The organism is Pseudomonas paraeruginosa (assembly GCF_003025345.2).
GTDB lineage: Bacteria > Pseudomonadota > Gammaproteobacteria > Pseudomonadales > Pseudomonadaceae > Pseudomonas > Pseudomonas paraeruginosa.
Genome location: NZ_CP020560.1, coordinates 2915629 through 2933943 on the forward strand (window position 1 = coordinate 2915629; position 18315 = coordinate 2933943).

The window sequence follows — 18315 nt, forward strand, 5'->3', positions numbered from 1 at the left end:
TCTTTCGGCATGAAGTTGCAGAATTTCCTACAGCCTTTGGATAGCGGGTTTTCCACTCCGAGTGCCGCGCTCAAGCTGCTGCGCATGCTCGGTGGCGCATTGATGCTGAGCCTGCTGTGTGGCCTGGCGTTCACCGTGAACATGGCTTTCAACCACCAGGTGTCGCTCGCTCGACGCGCGATGAACGCGGCGATGTACGAGGCGCAGCTCTATCTCGGCCAGCGTGAAGCGCTGCTCGATCATCTGAGCGGCAGTGTCGTGCCCCTGGCGGCAGGCAGGGCGCTGGTCAGCGAAGCGTCGAACGATGGCCAGGCGCTCCCGCCGTCCATACTGCCGCTGGGTGGCAGCGGACAAGGGCTCCTGCTGTCTGCCCGCGAGCTTGCCGAACTCGGGGACAAGCGCCTGGGGCTGCTGTATGCCGTCGATGCCGGAAACGGACCGGCGATCCACAGGCTGGTCTCCGGGGTTGGCTCCGAATCGCCGATTACCGCCGCGCTGGCCGAGGCGCTGTACCGAGCCTCGCAGGCGGCGCCGGCGGCGCGCATCCACTGGCTGGCCGAGGGCGGAGAGCGTCGGCGCCTGTTCCTCTTCGAGGCCCTGGACGGCGGGCATGGAGGTGGCTGGTTGGGTCTGGAGATCCATGGCGAGATACTCGACGCGATACTGCGCAGGGCTGGCGCAGGCAGCTATCTGCTATTGGACGGGCACGGGCAGGTAGCCTTCGCCGAGGAGGATGGAAGCCTGCGCGCGGAGGAGCTGCGCGCGCTCGCGCAGGGAGACGGCTTCGGCTTCATCGGTTCCGCTCCCATGCCGCAGCACGTGGCGCTGCTCAAGCACATAGGTTCCTCGAACTGGGTGCTGGTCTATTGCATCGGTATCGAACGGCTGCTGTTGGCGCTGTGGCAGCCGCTACTGCTGGCGTTCTCGCTGGCCATCGGCGTGGGTACGCTGCTCCGTCGGCTGGGCAGGCGTATCGAAGAGCGCCTGATGAAGCCGGCGGCGCAGCGTCTCGAGGCGCTCAAGGAAAGCGAGGCTTTCTCCCGGGCGGTCATCCAGGCTGCTCCCGTGGCCCTTTGCGTATTGCGCCGCGCCGACGCCGCGGTGGTCCTGGAGAATCCGCAGGCGCGGCAATGGCTGGGCGGCGAGGTGGTCCGCCGCGCGGCGCCGGGCTGGATTGCCCGGGCCTTCGCCGAAGGCGGCGAGCCTGCCGGGGAGGAGCTGGAAACCGAGGCCGGGTTGCACCTGTACCTCAGTTACACCATCACCCGCTACAAGGGTGAAGACGTACTGTTCTGCGCCTTCAGCGACATCAGCGCACGCAAGCAGATCGAGGCGGAACTGGCCCGGGCCAAGCTGCTGGCGGACGCGGCCAACGAAGCCAAGACGCTGTTTCTCGCCACCATGAGCCATGAAATCCGTACACCGCTCTATGGTGTGCTCGGTACCCTGGAACTGCTGGGGCGCACCGAGCTGAGCCGCCAGCAGGCCGGCTACCTGCAGGCGATCCAGCGCTCTTCGGCGACCTTGTTGCAACTGATCAGCGATGTACTCGACGTATCCAAGATCGAGGCCGGCCAACTGGACCTGGAGTCCATGGAGTTCTCCCCGGTCGAGCTGACCGAAGAGGTCGTGCAGTCGTTCGCCGCCGCTGCGCATGCCAAGGGCTTGCAACTGTATGCCTGTCTTTCGCCGGAGCTGCCGGAGCGCATGCGTGGGGCTGCGGCTTCCATCCGGCAGATACTCAACAATCTGCTGAGCAATGCGGTGAAGTTCACCGACAACGGGCATATCAGCGTGCGCCTGAAGGCCAGCGTGGTCGATGCCGAATGCGTGATGCTGACCTGGCAGGTCAACGATACCGGGACGGGTGTCGCCGCCGAGGACCAGCACCGCCTGTTCGACCCGTTCTACCAGGTGCGTCGCTCCGAACAGCTGGTGGCCGGCACGGGGTTGGGCCTGTCCATCAGCCAGCGCCTGGCGCAACTGATGAACGGCAACCTGAGGCTGGTCAGCGAACTGGGGCTGGGCAGCAGTTTCAGCCTGAGGCTGCCACTCGAGCGCATCGCGGTACAGGCGGAACCGCAGGAACTGGCCGGGCGGGACATCCGGGTGATGGCGCCAGCCCGTGACCTGGCGGAAAACCTGTGCGGCTGGATCGCCCGCTGGGGAGGCCGGGCCCACCTCGCCACGCCGTCGACCCTCGACGAGGCGGACGCCAGCAGCGTGCTGGTCGAAGTGTTGCTGCCGGGTACGGCGGCGATGCAGGCGCGATGGCCGGGATGCAGGGTGGTACTTTCCCCGGAGGGGAGCGTAGAGCCCCAGGCCCAGGGCTGTGACTGGCTGGTGGGCCTGAACAGCCTTGGCGGCTTGCGTCGCGCGTTGGGCCTTGCCCAGGGCTGCGTCAGCGAGAGCGCGGTTGTCCACGGACAGATCGCGCCCCTGAGCAACCTGGGGATACGCATCCTGGTGGCGGAAGACAATGCGATCAACCAGTTGATCCTGCGCGATCAGCTGGAAGCGCTGGGTTGTGTCGTGGAACTGGCTTTCGATGGCCGGCAGGCGCTGCAGCGATGCCTGTCGGGTGACTTCGACGTGGTGCTCACCGATATCAACATGCCGAACATGAACGGCTATCAACTGGCGACGGAGCTCCGCCGGCGCGGCTACCGACGGCCCATCGTCGGCGCAACCGCGAATGCCATGCGCGAGGAGCGCGAGCGTTGCCTCGCCGCCGGCATGAGCGATTGCCTGGTCAAACCGGTGGATCTGGATTCGCTCCAGAACTGCCTGATCGATATCCTCAAGGTGGATCGATGAACTTGAAATCCTATCGGGTGCTGGTCGTCGAGGACCAGCCGTTCCAGCGCGAGTACCTGCTCAACCTGCTTCGCGAACGGGGCGTGCAGAGCCCGATGGGGGCCGGCGACGGTGCCGAAGCATTGCTTTGCCTGAAGCGGGAGAGGTTCGACCTGGTCCTCAGCGACCTGATGATGCCGGGCATGGATGGCATCCAGATGATCCAGCAACTGCCGTATCTCAAGCATCGTCCCAAACTGGCGCTGATGAGTTCCTCGTCCCAGCGCATGCTGCTCAGCGCCAGCCGGGTCGCCCAGAGCCTCGGGCTTTCGGTGATCGACCTGCTGCCCAAGCCGACCTTGCCCAAGGCCATCGGCCAGCTCCTTGAACAGCTGGAGAAATGCCTGAGGCAGGACCTGGAGCCTGAGGCCGATGACCTGCCCCATGGTCGGACGGCGCTGCTGGACGCCCTGCACAACGAGCAGCTGGTGACCTGGTTCCAGGCCAAGAAGTCCCTCCACACCGGACGCATGGTCGGGGCGGAGGCATTGATACGCTGGAACCACCCGCAGCGGGGGCTGCTGCTGCCAGGATGCTTCATGAGCGATATCGATGCCTCGGGGTTGCACGAGGCACTGCTCTGGCGCGTACTCGAACAGACGCTGCGGGCCCAGGCCTCGTGGCGCAGGGCGGGCTACGAGATTCCCGTCTCGGTGAACCTGCCGCCGCACCTGCTCGACAGCCAGGATCTTCCGGACCGGCTCTGCGAGTTCGTCGGCAGTCGCGGCGCCAGCGCCGGCTCGCTGTGTTTCGAGTTGACCGAGAGCAGTGTCGCCACCCTGTCGAGCAATTACTATGCCGGTGCCTGCCGTTTGCGCATGAAGGGGTTCGGGTTGGCCCAGGACGACTTCGGTCAGGGCTACAGCTCATTCTTCAACCTGGTCACGACCCCTTTCACGGAGCTGAAGATCGATCGCTCCCTCATACATGGATGCGTGGAAGACAACGGCCTCAATGCAGCCGTCACCAGCTGCATCGAGCTCGGCCATCGTCTGAATCTCGACGTGGTGGCCGAGGGGGTGGAGACCTGCGAGGAGTTGAATCTTCTTCGTCGCCTTGGCTGCGACCGGGCGCAGGGTTTCCTCATCTCGGAGGCGGTGCCGGCGCACGTGTTCGAGCAGCAACTGCGGGAGGACGGACCCAGCCCCCTTGCCTGACGCCGGCCACCCGACCATCGCGGAGTCGATCGCAGCCAGCAACAGTCAGCGCGCCAGCGTCGCTGGAGGAAACTGCATCCCGTGAAGTCCGTCCGTATCCTGGAACATGACAACAAGCTGCTGCTCAAGTGGGCGAGCGTCTCGCGGAGCCTGAACATCGGGCTGCTCTGCGTGGCGGTATTGACCGTATTGCTGTTCAGCATCTGCTACTGGTCGTTGGGGCGACTGCTCCAGGAAGAGGAGGACAAGGTTTCCTTCCACTTCACCCGGCTGATCGGCGACATACGGGAACACGAGGCCTTCCTCGTGCGCATCGCACGCAAAAGCGACAAGGCCACGCAGAAGCACGACCATGACGTGGTGCCCCTGCAACGGCGGCTCCTGGCCAGGGAAGAAGGTGTCGAGGTCTATGAGGGGCGGGAATTTTCCTTTGCCATGCCGTTCCTCCTGGCCACTCGCCACGGGGTCGACAGGAATGCGTCGTGGGGGCCGTTCTCCCTGGGCGTCCTGCTCGCCAACTTCTACGGCGGCTTCTGGAGCCTTTCGGCATACCCCGCGCCACAATTGCTGATCTACGATCTTTCCGGCAGTACCCGCCTGGCCGTGCCGGCGATCCACGCCATGGCGGAACGCGAGAGGCTGCGCGAGAACCAGCCGATGATGGTCGACCGCATGCTGGCGCGCCTGCGCGAAACGCCGCCGGGCGCCGCCGACCACCCTGTGCATTGGGTGCGCGCGGACCGCTATCGGGGGCAGGCGCCCGAACTGCTGGGAATCGTCAGGATCGATCTGCCGGAAGCCCTGTGGTGGCGGGATGAGCCGAACCACCTGATCGTTGCCGCGAGTCTGTTCGACTTGCGGAGGATCAACGATTTCGAGCAATTGATGGAGCGTCCGGTGTTCGACTCGTACAGCCTGGTTTCGCCGGAGGGCGATCTGCTGGTGGGCGAGACGCCGGCCGAAGGGCTTGGCGACGGCCTGAACTTCACCCGCCACGGGGTGGCGATTCAACTGCGCAGCCAACCCGCAGGCGGCTGGCTCGCGGTCTACCGTATCGGTTATGCCAGTTTCTTTCGCCATGCCCAATGGCTGCTGGCCGGCCTGCTGCTGGTTCCGGCGCTCGTCCTGGGCGGCTGGCTCGGCCTGCGCTGGTACGCGCGCAGCGTCGTCCATCCCGCGCATCGGGCGCACCAGCAACTCGTCGAGAGCGACACGTTCAGCCGGACACTGATCCAGACCGCGCCGGTGGCGCTGGTGGTTCTCAGCCAGGATGGGCGGCAACTGGTGACCTGCAACCAACTGGCCGGCCAGTGGCTGGGCGGGGCCGCGGAGATCCTCGCCCTGACGTCCCGCTGGAAACTGCTCGACGCCCAGGGGCAGGTGGCGGGAGGCATCTGTGTGCAGGTCGGCGGGCGCTACCTGCAGGCGGCTTTCGCCGCGACCCGCTATGCCGGCACGGAGGCGGTGCTGTGCGTGTTCAACGACATTACCGTGCATTGCGAGGCGGAGGCGGCGCTGGCTAGCGCCAAGCGGGCGGCTGACGCTGCCAGCCAGGCCAAGACGTTGTTCCTGGCCAGCATGAGCCATGAGATCCGTACTCCCCTGTACGGTGTCCTCGGCACCCTCGAACTGCTCGATCTCACCGAGCTGAACGAGAGGCAGCGCGCGTATCTGCGGACCATCCAGGGCGCCTCCGGGACGCTCATGCAACTGATCAGCGATGTACTGGACGTCTCGAAGATCGAGGCGGGGCAGATGGCCTTGGCGCCTGTCGTCTTCGATCCACTGGAACTCACGCAGGAAGTGCTTGGCAGCTTCTCCGCCAGCGCCATGGCCAAGGGGTTGCAATTCTATGCCTGCATCGACCCCGACGTACCCGCGCAGTTGATCGGCGACGTGGCGCGGATCCGCCAGGTCCTCGCCAACCTGGTGAGCAACGCAGTGAAGTTCACCGATATCGGTCGTGTGGTCCTGCGCCTGAAATTGCTGTCACGGGAGGACGGGCGGGCCGCCTTGCAGTGGCAGGTTGCCGATACCGGCATCGGTATCGCGATCGAACAGCAGAAACGCTTGTTCGAGGCTTTCTACCAGGTGCCCGGAATGCCCCATGCCGGCGGCACGGGGCTGGGCCTGTCGATCTGCTGGCATCTCGCGGAGATGATGGGTGGCACGCTGCGTGTCGTCAGCGAAGCGGGGCTGGGCAGCAGCTTCAGCCTGGTGCTGGATCTGCCCGAGACCGAACCGGAGGGACTGGCCCGCCAACCGGAACGCTGGCTACAGGGAACTGTTCTGGTGCGTTCGCCGGTGCGCGAACTGGCCGACAGCCTGAGCGGCTGGCTGGCGCGCTGGGGCTGTACCGTGCCCGGCGGCGCGTCCTGCCCCGCGGAGCCTGGCCAGACGGTGCTGCTGGATCTGCTGCCGGCGCCGAACGCGACCCTATGCTGGTCCGGGCCGCGGGTCTGCGCCTCGCCGGCGGCGCCGAGCCAGCCGGAACTCCGTGAAGACGGCTGGCATGTCAGCCTGCACGATCTGGCGGGCATCGGCCGGGCCGTGGCCCTGGCCCTGGGGAAGGAGATACCGCAGGCGGTGGCGCCAGACCCCGCGCTGCGCTCGCGGAAGCTCGAACTGCGGGTACTGGTCGCCGAGGACAACCCGGTCAACCAGGCGCTGCTTCGCGAGCAGCTCGAGGAACTGGGCTGCCACGTGAGTCTGGCCAGCGATGGGCGGCAGGCGCTGCAACTGTTCGACCACCAGCGCTTCGACCTGCTGCTCAGCGACGTCAACATGCCGAACATGACCGGCTACGAACTGACCCAGGTCCTGCGCGAACGCGGAGAAACCCTGCCGATCATCGGTGTCACCGCCAACGCCCTGCGCGAAGAAGGCGAGCGCTGCCGGGCGGTGGGCATGAACGCCTGGCTGGTGAAGCCGATCACCCTGCATACGCTGCACGAACAGCTCGGCGCGTTCGGCGCCAGGGGCATGTCGCCAGCCGCCGACGCGCCAGCGAGCGCCAGGCCAGACCAAGCCTGCGACGAGGGTCTGGCGCCGCGGGTGCCTGAACGCATGCGTGGGCTTTTCCTGGCGACGATGAGCAAGGACCTGGACGCGGCCCGGGAGGCGCTCCGCCGGGGCGACCCGGAAGGGTTGCGGCAGGGGCTGCATCGCATGGCCGGCTCCCTGGCGGTCACCCGTGCGCGGGCGCTGGTCGCGCTGTGCCAGCGGGTGGAGGAGGGCCTGGTGGAAGGAACGCTCGACTGCGCCGCCGGAGAGGTCGCCGAAGTGCTCGCCCATCTCGCGCGGGCGCTGGAACAGGTGAGACGGACCGGCTGATGCGGCCGGACCTTCGCTGAGAGGAACAGCTCAAGTCAATGCAAGAGAAGCCTATGAGTAAATTGAAAATAGTACTGGCCGATGACCATCCGATCGTGCGCATGGGCGTATGCGACATGCTCGAGCGCGATCCCCGCTTCGAGGTGGTGGGCGAGGCGTCCAACCCCAGCGAACTGGTATCGCTGTACCGGCAGGCCGATCCGCACATCGCCATTACCGACTACAGCATGCCGGGGGATGAGCGTTATGGCGACGGGCTGAAGCTGATCGACTACCTGTTGCGCAATTTTCCTCGTACCCGGGTGCTGATCTTCACCATGGTCAGTAATCGCCTGATCCTCGACAGCCTCTACGACCATGGCGTCGCCGGCGTGGTGCTGAAGAGCGGTGAGCTCGACGAATTGCTCCTGGCGCTCGACGTCGTGCTGCAGAACCGGATCTACCGCGGCGCGCACATGATCGACCCGGCCAACGTACTGACCAGTCGCGACGAGGTGGAAAACCGCTTCGCCCGCCTGTCGATGAAGGAATTCGAGGTGCTGCGTCACTTCGTGTCCGGAAACAACGTCTGCGACATCGCGCGCCTGCTGAAGCGCAGCGTCAAGACCGTGAGCACGCAGAAGATCTCGGCCATGCGCAAGCTGGAAGTGAACAGCGACCAGGCGCTGATGACCTTCTGCGTAAGGGCCAACCTGTTCCATTGACGGGTTGGCGTTCCCTCGCGGGCAAGGCGCGGAAGACCGGGCCGGGCTCGCCAGCGCGCGGCGGCACCCAGCCGCGTTCGGCTGGGAACCCCGTTTCAGCGCAGGGTGGTCCGTCCCTGCCGGAGGTTGCCGCCGTCGTCCAGCCAGTGGAAGCGGATCGCCTGCTTCCCGCTCGGCAGCGTCTGGCCGGGAGCCTGCATCTGCCGGGAGAAGGGCGCCAGCAGCAGGGCGGAGAGCAGCGGGGCACCGTCCTCCTGTTCGGCGCCGGCGAGGCTGACGAAGTAGGCGGTGGGGTTTTCCACCAGCAGCGCTTTTCCCTGGCGCTGGAAGCGGAGCTGGCGCGGAGCCTCCTCGGCCGCCCTGGCAAGGGCACGGGGACGGTGGATGACCTTCATCTGGGTGCGCAGGGTGACGGTCAGCCGGGACTGTCCTTCGGCCGGCGGTTCCCCGGGGCGCGGCGGGATCTCGTAGATGTTCAGCCAGTACAGCGCTTCGCGGTCCCCCGGCAAGGCCTGGCCGGTGCGCAGCAGGCGCAGGCTGCGCTGCTTTCCGGGATCCAGGCGGAACACCGGCGGCAGCGGCATGAACGGCGCGCGGGCGGTCTGCGGCGTCGAATCCAGGTCGCCATCGTCGATCCAGGCCTGCACGATGACCGGGTAGGCATTTTGGTTGACCAGCAGCAGCGAGGCTTCGCGCTGGCCTTCGGCGATCACCACGCGGGTGCGCTCGGCGGTGACTCCGGCCTGGGCGTCCAGCCCGAGCAGCAGCGCCAGGCCGAACAGTGCGCCGCGCAGTCCGCGCTCACTGGACACGGATCACCACCTGAGCGGTGGCCTCGACGCGTCCCGGGGTGACACCGGGCATGCTGCCCAGGGCAAGTTTCTCCAGGCGCGCGCGGAAGGTCTCGCTGTACTGGCTGACGCCGCCCACTTCGCCGGCCAGGTTCGAAGCGCCGCCGATCACCGGATACCAACCACGCGCCTCGGCGTTGCTGCCCATGGCTGAATCCTCGTTCGCCAGCAGGTTCATCGCGCTGCCGTCGCGCAGCAGGCGGATGCCTACGCCCTGGGCCATGCCGGGCTGGCCATAGCGGTCGGACAGCAGGTAGGAGAGGCCGCCGCTGGCATTCACCAGGCCCAGCGAAGCGGCCGCCGCCAGGGCGCCGGGAGACGCCTTGATTCCTAGCGCCGTGCCGTTGGCGGCAGTGCTGTTGAGCACCCCGGTTTCACATTTGAAGGCCACTTCGAAGGGCATCTCGCGGCTGGCGCCGGCCTTGATCTCACCGAGCGAGATCGAGGGGAACACGACATGCGGGGTGACATTGGTAACGGCGCAGGTGGGATAGCGCTTGAGCGTCACGTCGTTGTACAGGCCGATGGCACCCGGCCAGTTGCCGTGCCAGCCGGAGTAGTTGCCATAGTGGGTCTCGCCCACCCGGGGATAGAGCAGGCCCGGCCCCTTGATGGCGATGTAGCCATTGGGCTGGGTGTACCCATACAACTGCGAGGCGATGTTCTGCGAGTAATAGCCTGTGGTTTCCAGCGGCGCCCGGAACAGCTCGGCGCGTATGGCGCTGAGATTCTTCGCCTTGACCAACTGGTAGCCGCGCGAGTCGATGTCCAGCCCGGTGAGCAGGCGCTCGCGCCAGACATCGGTGAAGTACAGGCCGGTTTCGACATGGGTCAGGCGCAGCAGCACATTGCGCCAGGCGGTACGGTAGGCGGACTGCAGGCCAATGGAAGTACCCACGCTGTCGCCGCCCTGGTACCAGCCGCTGTAGAGGTTGTCGGCGTTGGTCGAGAACATCTCGTACACCTGGTCCTCCGGCGCGCAGCGGAAGAACACGCGTTCGGGGTCGTAGCCGGCGCTGTCGCCGTACTGAGTCAGCGGCGCCACCGAGCTGGCGATCAGCGTGCCGTCGGGCTGGAAACTGGCATCGCTGACGTTGATCACGCTCGGCAGGCCGAGGGAGCCGTTGCAGGTGTCGCAGGCACCGGCCCAGGTGCCGGCCGTACCTTCGCCGGGACGGATCTGTGTCGTGACGGTGGTGGTGGCGCTGCCCACGGCCGTGACCTTGTAGCAGGTCGCCCAGGCCGGGGCGGCGAGCAAGGGCGCGAGCAGCGCCAGGAGATGCAAGGCTGTCTTCATGGTGCCTCCGGTTCGGGCGTGCAGATGCCATCCAGGCGGATCACCGCCTGGTCGGATGCGCCGGCCTCGCGAGGGCTGGCGTCGAGGTCGTAGTCCAGCAGGCAGGCGTCTTCCGGGCGCTCGCCCCATTGCACGCGCAGGCGGCCCTGGTCGCCTTCGGCGCGGGCATAGACCTGGCCGCCCTGGCCGACCATGCCGATGGTCACGCCGCGCCTGTCGAGTACGTCGGCGCCCAGGGGCAGCGCGCCGCCGTCGGGAAGCTGCGCCTGGATCAGCAGCGGGTGGCCGGTCAGCGTCTTGAACCTCACGTGAACGGCGGCGCCGGCGTAGGGCGCTATCTTGCGTTCGGTCTCCACCAGTTCGGCTGTTTCGCCCATGCCCTGGGGGTCGAGGCTGACCGGGTTGTAGCGGTAGGGCGAGAGCGAGGGCACCACGGCATAGCCGTTGCCGTCCACCCGCGCGCCCTGGCCGCCGCGAACGCCCGCGCCGCTGGCGCCCTTGGCCTCGATCAGGGCGAAGGTGTCGCCGACATAGGGCCCCAGGGTCAGGCCGCCGCGATGCAGCACGGCGGCGCCGCGCAAACCGGCATTCAACTGCCGGTAGCTGGCGCTCTCGGCGTAGCCGGCGTTGACCGTGGCCACGGCGGTCTGTTTCTGCAGGCTGCCGTTGAAATCGGTGCCGCGGGCCTGGCTGTCGCGTCCGGCGTTGATGGCATAGCTCAGGCTGCGGTCCTCCCCGAGAGTACCGTTGAGACCGGTCTGGTAACTGCTGCCACGGCTGTCGCCCGAGCGCCGCGAGGCCATCGCGCTGAGGTTCGGCGCGCGGCTGGAGGAACCCAGCGGCAGGGACAGCGTCAGGGTCAGGGTATCGTTGCGCTCGCTGCCGCGGCGCAGGTTGTACTGCGGCGGCAGCGACGGGTCGTAGTCGTTGTCCAGGTCGCGGTACCAGGTGGTCTGCTGGCGCGAGTAGGCCAGGTTGTAGCTGAGCCGGCGCCAGGTGTTGCTGTAGCCGAATTGCAACTGGGTGTCGCGGCTCTTGCCGTCGTAGTAGTCGCTGGTGGCGCCGGACAGGTAGAGGTTGCCGTATTCGCCCAGGCCCTGGTTGACCAGCACGGTGAACTGGTTGCGCTGCTTGTAGCTGCTGGAGTTCCAGGTGTCGTGGCGCTGGTCCGCGTGGCGTGCCGACAGCGCGTCGCCCAGGTCGCGATAGCCCTCGGTGGAGTACCGGTAGCCGGCGAGGGTGAGGGTGGTCTGGGTCGGCTGGAAGGTGCGGCTGTAGTTCAGGCCGACACGCCAGCCCTGCTTGCGCTGGCCGTTTTCCACCGTGGCGCTGGAAAAGGTGGTGTTCAGGCCGAAGGCGCCGTAGCGCGTGGCGAACACGCCGCCGCCGAGCAGCGCCAGGTAGTCCTCGGCCATGCGCGCGCCAAGGTTGGCGGTCAGGGCGTTGGTCAGGCCGCGCTGGTAGGTGAAGTCGCCGAACAGGTCGTTGCCGTCGCCATACTGGCGCGCCTGGCCGAGGGTGGCGGCATAGCGCGAGATACCGGGGCGCATGGACTCGGGAACCGCGGAAAAGGGCACGGAAAAGCGCGATACGCTGCCGTCGGCCTCGATCACCTGGACATCCAGGTCGCCGTCGTAGGCGGTGCCGTAGAGGTCGTCGATGACGAACGGGCCGGGGGCGACGACGGCCTCGTGGATCTTCTTGCCGTTCTGGCTGATGACCACCCGCGCATTGCTGTTGGCCGTGCCGCGCACCTGCGGCGCGTAGCGGCGCTGCGACTCCGGCAGCATGCGGTCGTCGCTGGCCAGGCGCACGCCACGGTAGCCCAGGCTGCCGAACAGGTTGCCCTCGGTATAGCTTTCGCCCAGGGTCAGCTCGCTGCGCAGGCCGGGCACCGCGCGCTGCACGTAGGTACGGATGCTGTTCCAGTCGCTGCGGGTATTGCCGGCATAGCTGGAATAGGTGTAGTTGGACTGGTGGCGCAGGCGCCAGAGGCCGAGATTGATCCCGCCGCTCAACCCCAGGTAGCCGTAGTCCGAGTGGCCATTGCCCGCTCCGTCGAAGCTGGAGCGGTACAGGCTGGCGTCGTAGTTGACGAAGCCCATGGTGCTGCCGGCGTCCCACTCGTCGGGGCTTACGTAGCCGCGCGGCTTGAGGTCCAGCAGGGCCTGGGGGACCGAGAGGTCCAGGCGCAGGCGGGCGGTGTCGAGGGTGAAGGACGAGCCGGGCAGGCGTTCCAGCAGGCCCTGGCAGGCTTGCCTATCGACCTCGTCGGTATTGGGGGCCGCGTGGGCGCCGAGCGTCTGGCGCAGGAAGCGCTCGCTGAAGCAGGGTTCGACGCCATCGTTGTGGCTGCGGAACTCGACCCTGGCGCGGCTGGCGTAGCTGCCGTTGAGGTAGATGTCGACGTGGTAGCTGCCGGGGTCCACCTGGTTGGCGCGGTTGAAGCGCTCCAGGCTGCCGCCGGCCAGGCCCGAGCCCAGCAGCAGGTTGTCGTCGAAGCGATATTGCTCCGCACTGGCCAGGCCGGTGACGGCCAGCGCCAGGCTGCCCAGTGCCAGCGGCGCCATGTGGGCGCGGCGGAAGTCAACGCGGCAGAACATGGCGAACATCCAGCCGGGCGCCGTAGTCGTTGATCAGCAGGGCATTCAGCCGGACCGCACCCGGCGGGAGCGCCGAGGGGTGTTCCGCGACCCATTCCGCCTGGCCCATGGGCGGGACCATGCTCGAGCGAAGTTTCCACTGGCGCTCGCCAACGCGGAGCGTCGCCGCCGCGAAGGAGGCATGGTAGCCGCTGGGGTTCTCTACCCGCACACGCCAGGCGCCGTGCTCCTGGCGCAGGCTGAAACGCAATTTCTCGGCCAGCGAATCCGAACCGCCGGCCAGCGGGGCGGGGCGGTAGAACAGCTTCAGGCGGTTGCGCTGCAACAGCAGCATCTGGTTTCGGTTCGCCTTGGCGGCATTGCGTGGCGGGATCTGCAGGACGTTCAGGTGGAACAGCGATTCGCGATCCTGGGGCAGGGCCGGCCCGGTATGGACGATGCGCAGGGTCTGGCCGCTGCCGGGCGCCATTCGCGCCACCGCCGGATTGACCAGGAAGGGAGCGTCGGCGCTCTCCGGAGACGAGGCGGGGTCGTCGATGTCGATCCACGCCTGGATCACATTGGGAAACGGGTCCTGGTTGGTCATCTGTACGGTCTTTTCCCGGGCGTCGCCGGGATAGATCACGCGGGTGCCGGTGATCACCACGCTGCCCTGGACCGGAAGGGTGGCCAGCGCCAGGGCGAGCGCGAGCGTCGCCGCCTGAAGCGGGCGTAGTGGAAAACTCTTCATCCTGTTCACCTTGTGGCCGTGGCGGCAGCCGGACAGCGAGCCCGGGAAACCATGGCGGAATGCGGGAAGGCGCCGCTGGGACGGCGCCTCCGGTATCACTCGTAGCGCAGGGTGTAGGTGAGCGAGCCGAGCACCGGCCCGGGGGTGACGGTAGCCGCCTCGGAAACGTACTGGACGGCGTAGTCGTAGCTGGTGCTGGTCTGGCCTTCGGCGAGCACGATGTCGCCGGCGGCCACGGCCGCGCCGCCAGCCAGGTTGACCGCGGTACCGCCCGGCGCCGTGAGCAGTTGCAGGGCCACGCCGGTGGCGCCGCCGCTGGCGGTATTGGTCAGGTTGCCGGCGGTGGTCGCGTTGGTGGCCTGGAACAGCGCCGAGAAGTGTTCCTCTTCACCGGTGCCCGGCGCGGCGCAGCCGGTCAGTTGCAGGGTGAAGCTGGTTTCGCCGGCTGTCTTGCCGACCGTACCGTTCAGGGCGCTGACCGGCACGCTGTTGAGCATCACGGTGGGGTCGGTGTTGCCATCGACGATGGCCGAGCAGGTCTGGTCGGTCACTTCGCCATTGAAGGTGATGGTATTGGCCGCCGATGCGATGGCCGGCACCGCGAGCAGCGTAGCGATAGCCAGGGCAGATGCTTGAAGTTTCATTTCATTGAGCTCCTTGTTGAGTTGTGTCCTCGGAGCAATGATGTGGCATGCGCTTTTCCCGGTATCTAAGACGATTCTTAATCGGGTTGGATTCCTGACCCAGGCAGGGCCTGCCGAGGCGCGATACGAGGCGATGTGGCGTGAATGGCCGGAAGTTCTTGCCGGGCCTGGAAGGGCGACGGGCCGGCACAGCTCGCGCTGGCCGTTATGGGGAGGGAAGTGGGGGGCTTGCGGGGCAAATCGCCGACCGTGACCGGGTCTCCTCACTTCAATGTCATCGCGAGCGGGAACTCGTTGACATGGGGCGAATGACCATGAAGTGCCGAGCAATATTCATCGGTGCCTCTCGGATCGATATGTCGGGTCTTTGCTCGCGGGAGCCTCGCAGGCCGCACAGGAAGTCGTTTCCTGCCCGACAAGGGCTGACATCGTGCTGCTGTCCAGAGGAGGGTCGTATATCTCCCGGATGATGATCGAGTGTCGCGTTGCCCATTCATGGAGTATTCGCCGTTCCCGGCAGTCCATGTCGCTTATCAGAACGAAATGCCGGACGCAGCCACTGCGCGCGAGCAACCTGAGCGTTCCCTTGTCGGTTGCATTCAGCCGGAAATCGTCATGCACACAATAGTCGTAGCGATAGCCCGACTGCAGGGAGGCGCGCAGCTCCTGGCGATCCAGGCAGAGGCTCAGATGGTAGTAGCCAAGGTGGTTGAACAATGCTCCGTACCTGAGCAGGCGACCTGGATTGGCGCATAGCACCAGCGCGCGTCGGGGGTGCCCGAACATCTCTCGATCCCTCTGAGTCGTCGTCGATGGGGCGAACTCTAAGAGCGTGCAGACGGGCTTTTAATCAGATGTTTCCTAAACGGGCTCCTTCCTCGCCTCAGCTCAAGGGCAGCAGCTTTCCGCGCTGCCGTAATCGACTTCGCGTCCACCCGGGGCGTTAAACCGCGGGGGAATCCTAGCGTGCCGTGGCATCGTCCGCTTGCCTCGGAGAGCCTTCCAGGCGCGGTCCCCAGTCCTCGACCTGGCCTTTTTCCAGGCGCCGCTCCAGGGTGCGCCGCCAGGACGGGGTCAGTGGCAGCGCCAGGCATTCGCGCAGCAGGTCGGTGGCGACACGTTTGTCGAACAGCACTTCCGAGAGTCGCAGCAGCGACCATTCGGGATGGCGCCGTTCGACCAGCCGCAGGACATCGCCGGCGGCCACCGCGCCTTCTTCCAGCACCCGGTAGTACCAGCCGGTGCGACCGGTCTCCTGGACCCTGAGGGACATCCCGGCGACCTCGAAGCGGTCGTTCAGCTTCCAGCACGGCATGCGTCCCTGGGACACCTCGAGCAAGGCGCTGCCGGCCCGGACGCGATCGCCGAGGCAGACGTCGGCCTCGCTCCAGCCGGTGGTACTGAAGTTCTCGCCGAAGGCGCCCGCCTGGCGCAGCAGGGGATGCTCGCCCAACTCGGCGATCCAGGCGGCGTAGTGCTCGCGCGGGTAGTGGTGGATCGCTTTCTCGACGCCGCCGTGGACGCGCAGGTCGCCTTGCTCGTCGCCTTCCAGGCCGAGGACGGTCACCGCGACGGCGCCATCGCGCGGCGACTTGGCGATGCCGCTGCGCGAGCCGGGGCGGGTGAAGGGGCGTGCATGGCCGGTGAGCAGGGCATCGAGGGGGAGGTCGGGCAGGGTCATGGCAGGATTCTCGATGGCGCAATATAGTATCGACTAAATACAATATGCGCAGGATCGGCCATGCCGCCGATCCCTGTCAAGGCGCCGGCCGCTCCGGATCTGCGTGAAAATGCCGCAGCCGCTAGCCGAGACGCTGCGCGATCTCGCCGACGAAGCGCCGCAGCCAGTCGTGGTGGGTCTTGTTGTGCTTGGCCACGTCCCAGACCATGAAGCAGCGGAAGGACGGCACCGGCAAAGGCACCGGGCAGCAGTGCAGATCCATCATGCGGCTGTAGGTCTCGGCGGCGAAGGTGGGGAGGGTGGCGATCACCTCGCCGCTCATCAGGGTCGAGAGGGCGCCGGCGAAATGGGTGAAGGAGGCGGTGACCCGGCGGGCGTAGCCGGCGCTCTCGAACAGGTCGTCGATGAAGCCGCGACGACCGTCATAGGAGATGCGCACATGGTTCGCCGCGAAATAGTCGTCCAGGCCGATCGCCGCGCCGGCCATGCTCCCGCGCGGGCGGAACAGGCAGGAGTAGGACGAGGAGAACAGCACCTGGGACGAATAGCTGGTGTTGAAATCCTTGGGCTCGCTGCAGATCACCAGGTCCATGTCCGGGTCCAGCAGGGACTGTTTCCACAGCGAGCTGTTGCTCTGGTGGAAGGCGAAGCTCACGCCGAGCCCCTCGGCCGCCGCGGCATTGACGATGCAGGGCGCCAGGTAGGACTCGATGTCGTCCGAGAGCGCGATGTTGAACACGTAGCTGGAGTCGCGCGGCGAGAATTCCGGTTCCGCGGCGAGCACCCCGGAGATCGAGGTCAGGGCCTCGGCGATCCGCGGCGCCAGCTCCATGGCCTTGCGCGTCGGCTGCATGCCCGAGGCGCTGCGGATGAACAGCTCGTCGCCGAAATGCTCGCGCAACCGGCGCAGCGCCGCGCTTACGGCGCCCTGGGTCACGTGCAGGACGACCGCCGCGCGGGTGGCGCTGCGTTCGCTCATCAGGCAATGGAAGGTGAGCAGAAGATTGAGGTCTATCCGCGAGATATTACGTACGTTAATCCGGCTCATATTTGCTAATCGTTTGCCCTGTGGCCGAGGTGATTCCTAGTCTGGCGCCCACAACAACATAACAAGCGCCGGAGAATCCTGTGGACATCATTCAGCAACGCGTCGCCGCGAGCGACCTCCAGGCCCGGGGAGGGCGGTCGGACCTGCGCACGCGGGCGATCGCGGTGGGCATCGGCAACTTCATGGAATGGTTCGACTTCGCCATCTACGGCTATTTCGCCGCGATCATCGGCACGCTGTTCTTTCCTTCCGCCGCGCCGGGGATCTCGCTGCTCTCCTCGCTGGCGGTCTTCGCCGTGGGCTTTCTCTCGCGCCCGTTCGGCGCGCTGCTCCTCGGCCCCATCGGCGACCGCCTGGGCCGTCGCGCGGTGCTGATCGTCACGGTGTTCGGCATGGGCTTGTGCACCACGATCATCGGCCTGCTGCCGTCCTACGCGGCGATCGGTATCGCCGCGCCGATCCTGCTGATCGTCATGCGTTTCATCCAGGGCATGATGGTCGGCGGCGAATGGTCCAGCGCCGGCATCTACATCGTCGAAAGCGCGCCGGCCGACCGCCGCGCCACGGCGGCCAGCGTGATCACCGGTACGGCCGGCCTGGCGTTCCTGTTCGGCACCTTCACCGCGGCGGCCATCTCCAGCGGGCTCAGCGAGGAGCAACTGCATGCCTGGGGGTGGCGCCTGCCGTTCGTGGCCTCCATCGTCATGACCGGCATCGCCGTGTTCATCCGCCGCCGGCTCGGCGACACGCCGGTCTACGAGGCGCTGCAACGGCAGCGCCGCGAGCAGCGGGTCCGGGAGCCGAGCCGCGCGGTGCGCCGGCGGGCGTTCGTCACCAGCTTCGCGTTCTCCGCGCTGTTCGGCGTGTCGCTCTACTACTTCATCACCTACGCCAACAACCACCTGGTCGCGACTGTCGGCCTGCCGCGCAGCAGCGCGCTCTGGCTGTGCAGCCTGGCGCTGGTGGTGTACTGCATCGCCAACCCGCTGGTCGGTCGCTTCAGCGACCGCTTCGGCCGCCGCCGCCTGCTGCTCGCGGCCGCCGCCGCGCTGACCCTGCTGGCCTATCCGGTCTTCCTGTTGCTCAACAGCGGCCAGCCGCCGGCGATCCTGCTCGGACTGATCATCCTCGGCCTGCTGGTGGCGGTTACCGCGGTGATGGACGTGGTGCTGCTGGTGGAAGTGTTCCCGGCCTCGATCCGTTCCAGCGGCGCCGCGCTGGGCCATAACGTGGCGCTGGCGCTGCTCGCCGGCCCCGGGCCGTTCATCGCCGCCGCGCTGATCCGCCAGACCGGCGACGCCAACCTGCCGGCGGCCTACCTGGCGCTGGTTTCCCTGGCCTGCTTGCTGGTGCTGTGGAAGACCCTGCCGGAAACCCGTGACAACGACATCACCCAGTACTAGGAGTGCAG

The 18315-nt window shown here is 66.9% G+C and carries 12 protein-coding genes; 5 read left to right on the forward strand and 7 right to left on the reverse strand.

The features are described 5' to 3' along the window. Window positions 1-9: 9 nt before the first annotated feature. The 4 genes from B7D75_RS13810 (at window position 10) to B7D75_RS13825 (ending at window position 8050) form a co-directional block, all read left to right on the forward strand. Window positions 10-2817: an ATP-binding protein gene (locus tag B7D75_RS13810; protein ID WP_053813928.1), complete on the forward strand. Its 2808-nt coding sequence runs from the start codon at window positions 10-12 to the stop codon at window positions 2815-2817. Then, on the forward strand, window positions 2814-4013 hold the full coding sequence (locus B7D75_RS13815) for an EAL domain-containing response regulator (protein ID WP_079383563.1): 1200 nt from the start codon (window positions 2814-2816) through the stop codon (window positions 4011-4013). Before B7D75_RS13810 ends, B7D75_RS13815 begins: the two co-directional genes overlap by 4 nt. An 81-nt stretch (window positions 4014-4094) precedes the next feature. Continuing rightward, the gene (locus B7D75_RS13820; RefSeq protein ID WP_107114125.1) at window positions 4095-7346 is read left to right on the forward strand and encodes a hybrid sensor histidine kinase/response regulator; all 3252 of its coding nucleotides are present in this window, start codon (window positions 4095-4097) and stop codon (window positions 7344-7346) included. Window positions 7347-7399: 53 nt separating this feature from the next. After that, complete coding sequence (locus tag B7D75_RS13825) at window positions 7400-8050, forward strand: response regulator (RefSeq protein ID WP_033999836.1); 651 nt, start codon at window positions 7400-7402, stop codon at window positions 8048-8050. Between the two features lie 95 nt (window positions 8051-8145). Here the strand turns inward: B7D75_RS13825 and B7D75_RS13830 are convergent, their stop codons facing one another. From B7D75_RS13830 to B7D75_RS13865, 7 genes are all read right to left on the reverse strand, one after another. Next, on the reverse strand, window positions 8146-8862 hold the full coding sequence (locus tag B7D75_RS13830) for a fimbrial biogenesis chaperone (RefSeq protein WP_033999833.1): 717 nt from the start codon (window positions 8860-8862) through the stop codon (window positions 8146-8148). Continuing rightward, entirely contained in the window at window positions 8852-10198 is a 1347-nt protein-coding gene (locus B7D75_RS13835; protein ID WP_033999830.1) for a fimbrial protein, read from the reverse strand. Before B7D75_RS13835 ends, B7D75_RS13830 begins: the two co-directional genes overlap by 11 nt. Beyond that, window positions 10195-12801, reverse strand: a complete 2607-nt coding sequence (locus tag B7D75_RS13840) for a fimbria/pilus outer membrane usher protein (protein WP_053817216.1) — start codon at window positions 12799-12801, stop codon at window positions 10195-10197. The genes B7D75_RS13835 and B7D75_RS13840 overlap by 4 nt, the downstream gene beginning before the upstream one ends. Further along, a complete protein-coding gene (locus B7D75_RS13845) occupies window positions 12785-13531 on the reverse strand; it encodes a fimbrial biogenesis chaperone (RefSeq protein ID WP_033999829.1) in 747 nt (248 codons plus the stop codon). The genes B7D75_RS13840 and B7D75_RS13845 overlap by 17 nt, the downstream gene beginning before the upstream one ends. A 95-nt stretch (window positions 13532-13626) precedes the next feature. After that, the gene (locus B7D75_RS13850) at window positions 13627-14175 is read right to left on the reverse strand and encodes a fimbrial protein (protein ID WP_003157878.1); all 549 of its coding nucleotides are present in this window, start codon (window positions 14173-14175) and stop codon (window positions 13627-13629) included. A gap of 961 nt (window positions 14176-15136) precedes the next feature. Next, window positions 15137-15856, reverse strand: a complete 720-nt coding sequence (locus B7D75_RS13860; RefSeq protein ID WP_034081586.1) for an MOSC domain-containing protein — start codon at window positions 15854-15856, stop codon at window positions 15137-15139. Window positions 15857-15977: 121 nt separating this feature from the next. Continuing rightward, window positions 15978-16904 carry a LysR family transcriptional regulator gene (locus B7D75_RS13865; protein WP_105446861.1) on the reverse strand — a complete coding sequence of 309 codons (927 nt, stop codon included), beginning with the start codon at window positions 16902-16904 and terminating at the stop codon, window positions 15978-15980. Window positions 16905-16984: 80 nt separating this feature from the next. Here B7D75_RS13865 and B7D75_RS13870 point away from each other — a divergent pair, with 80 nt between their 5' ends. After that, complete coding sequence (locus tag B7D75_RS13870; RefSeq protein ID WP_053813935.1) at window positions 16985-18307, forward strand: MFS transporter; 1323 nt, start codon at window positions 16985-16987, stop codon at window positions 18305-18307. Window positions 18308-18315: the final 8 nt, after the last annotated feature.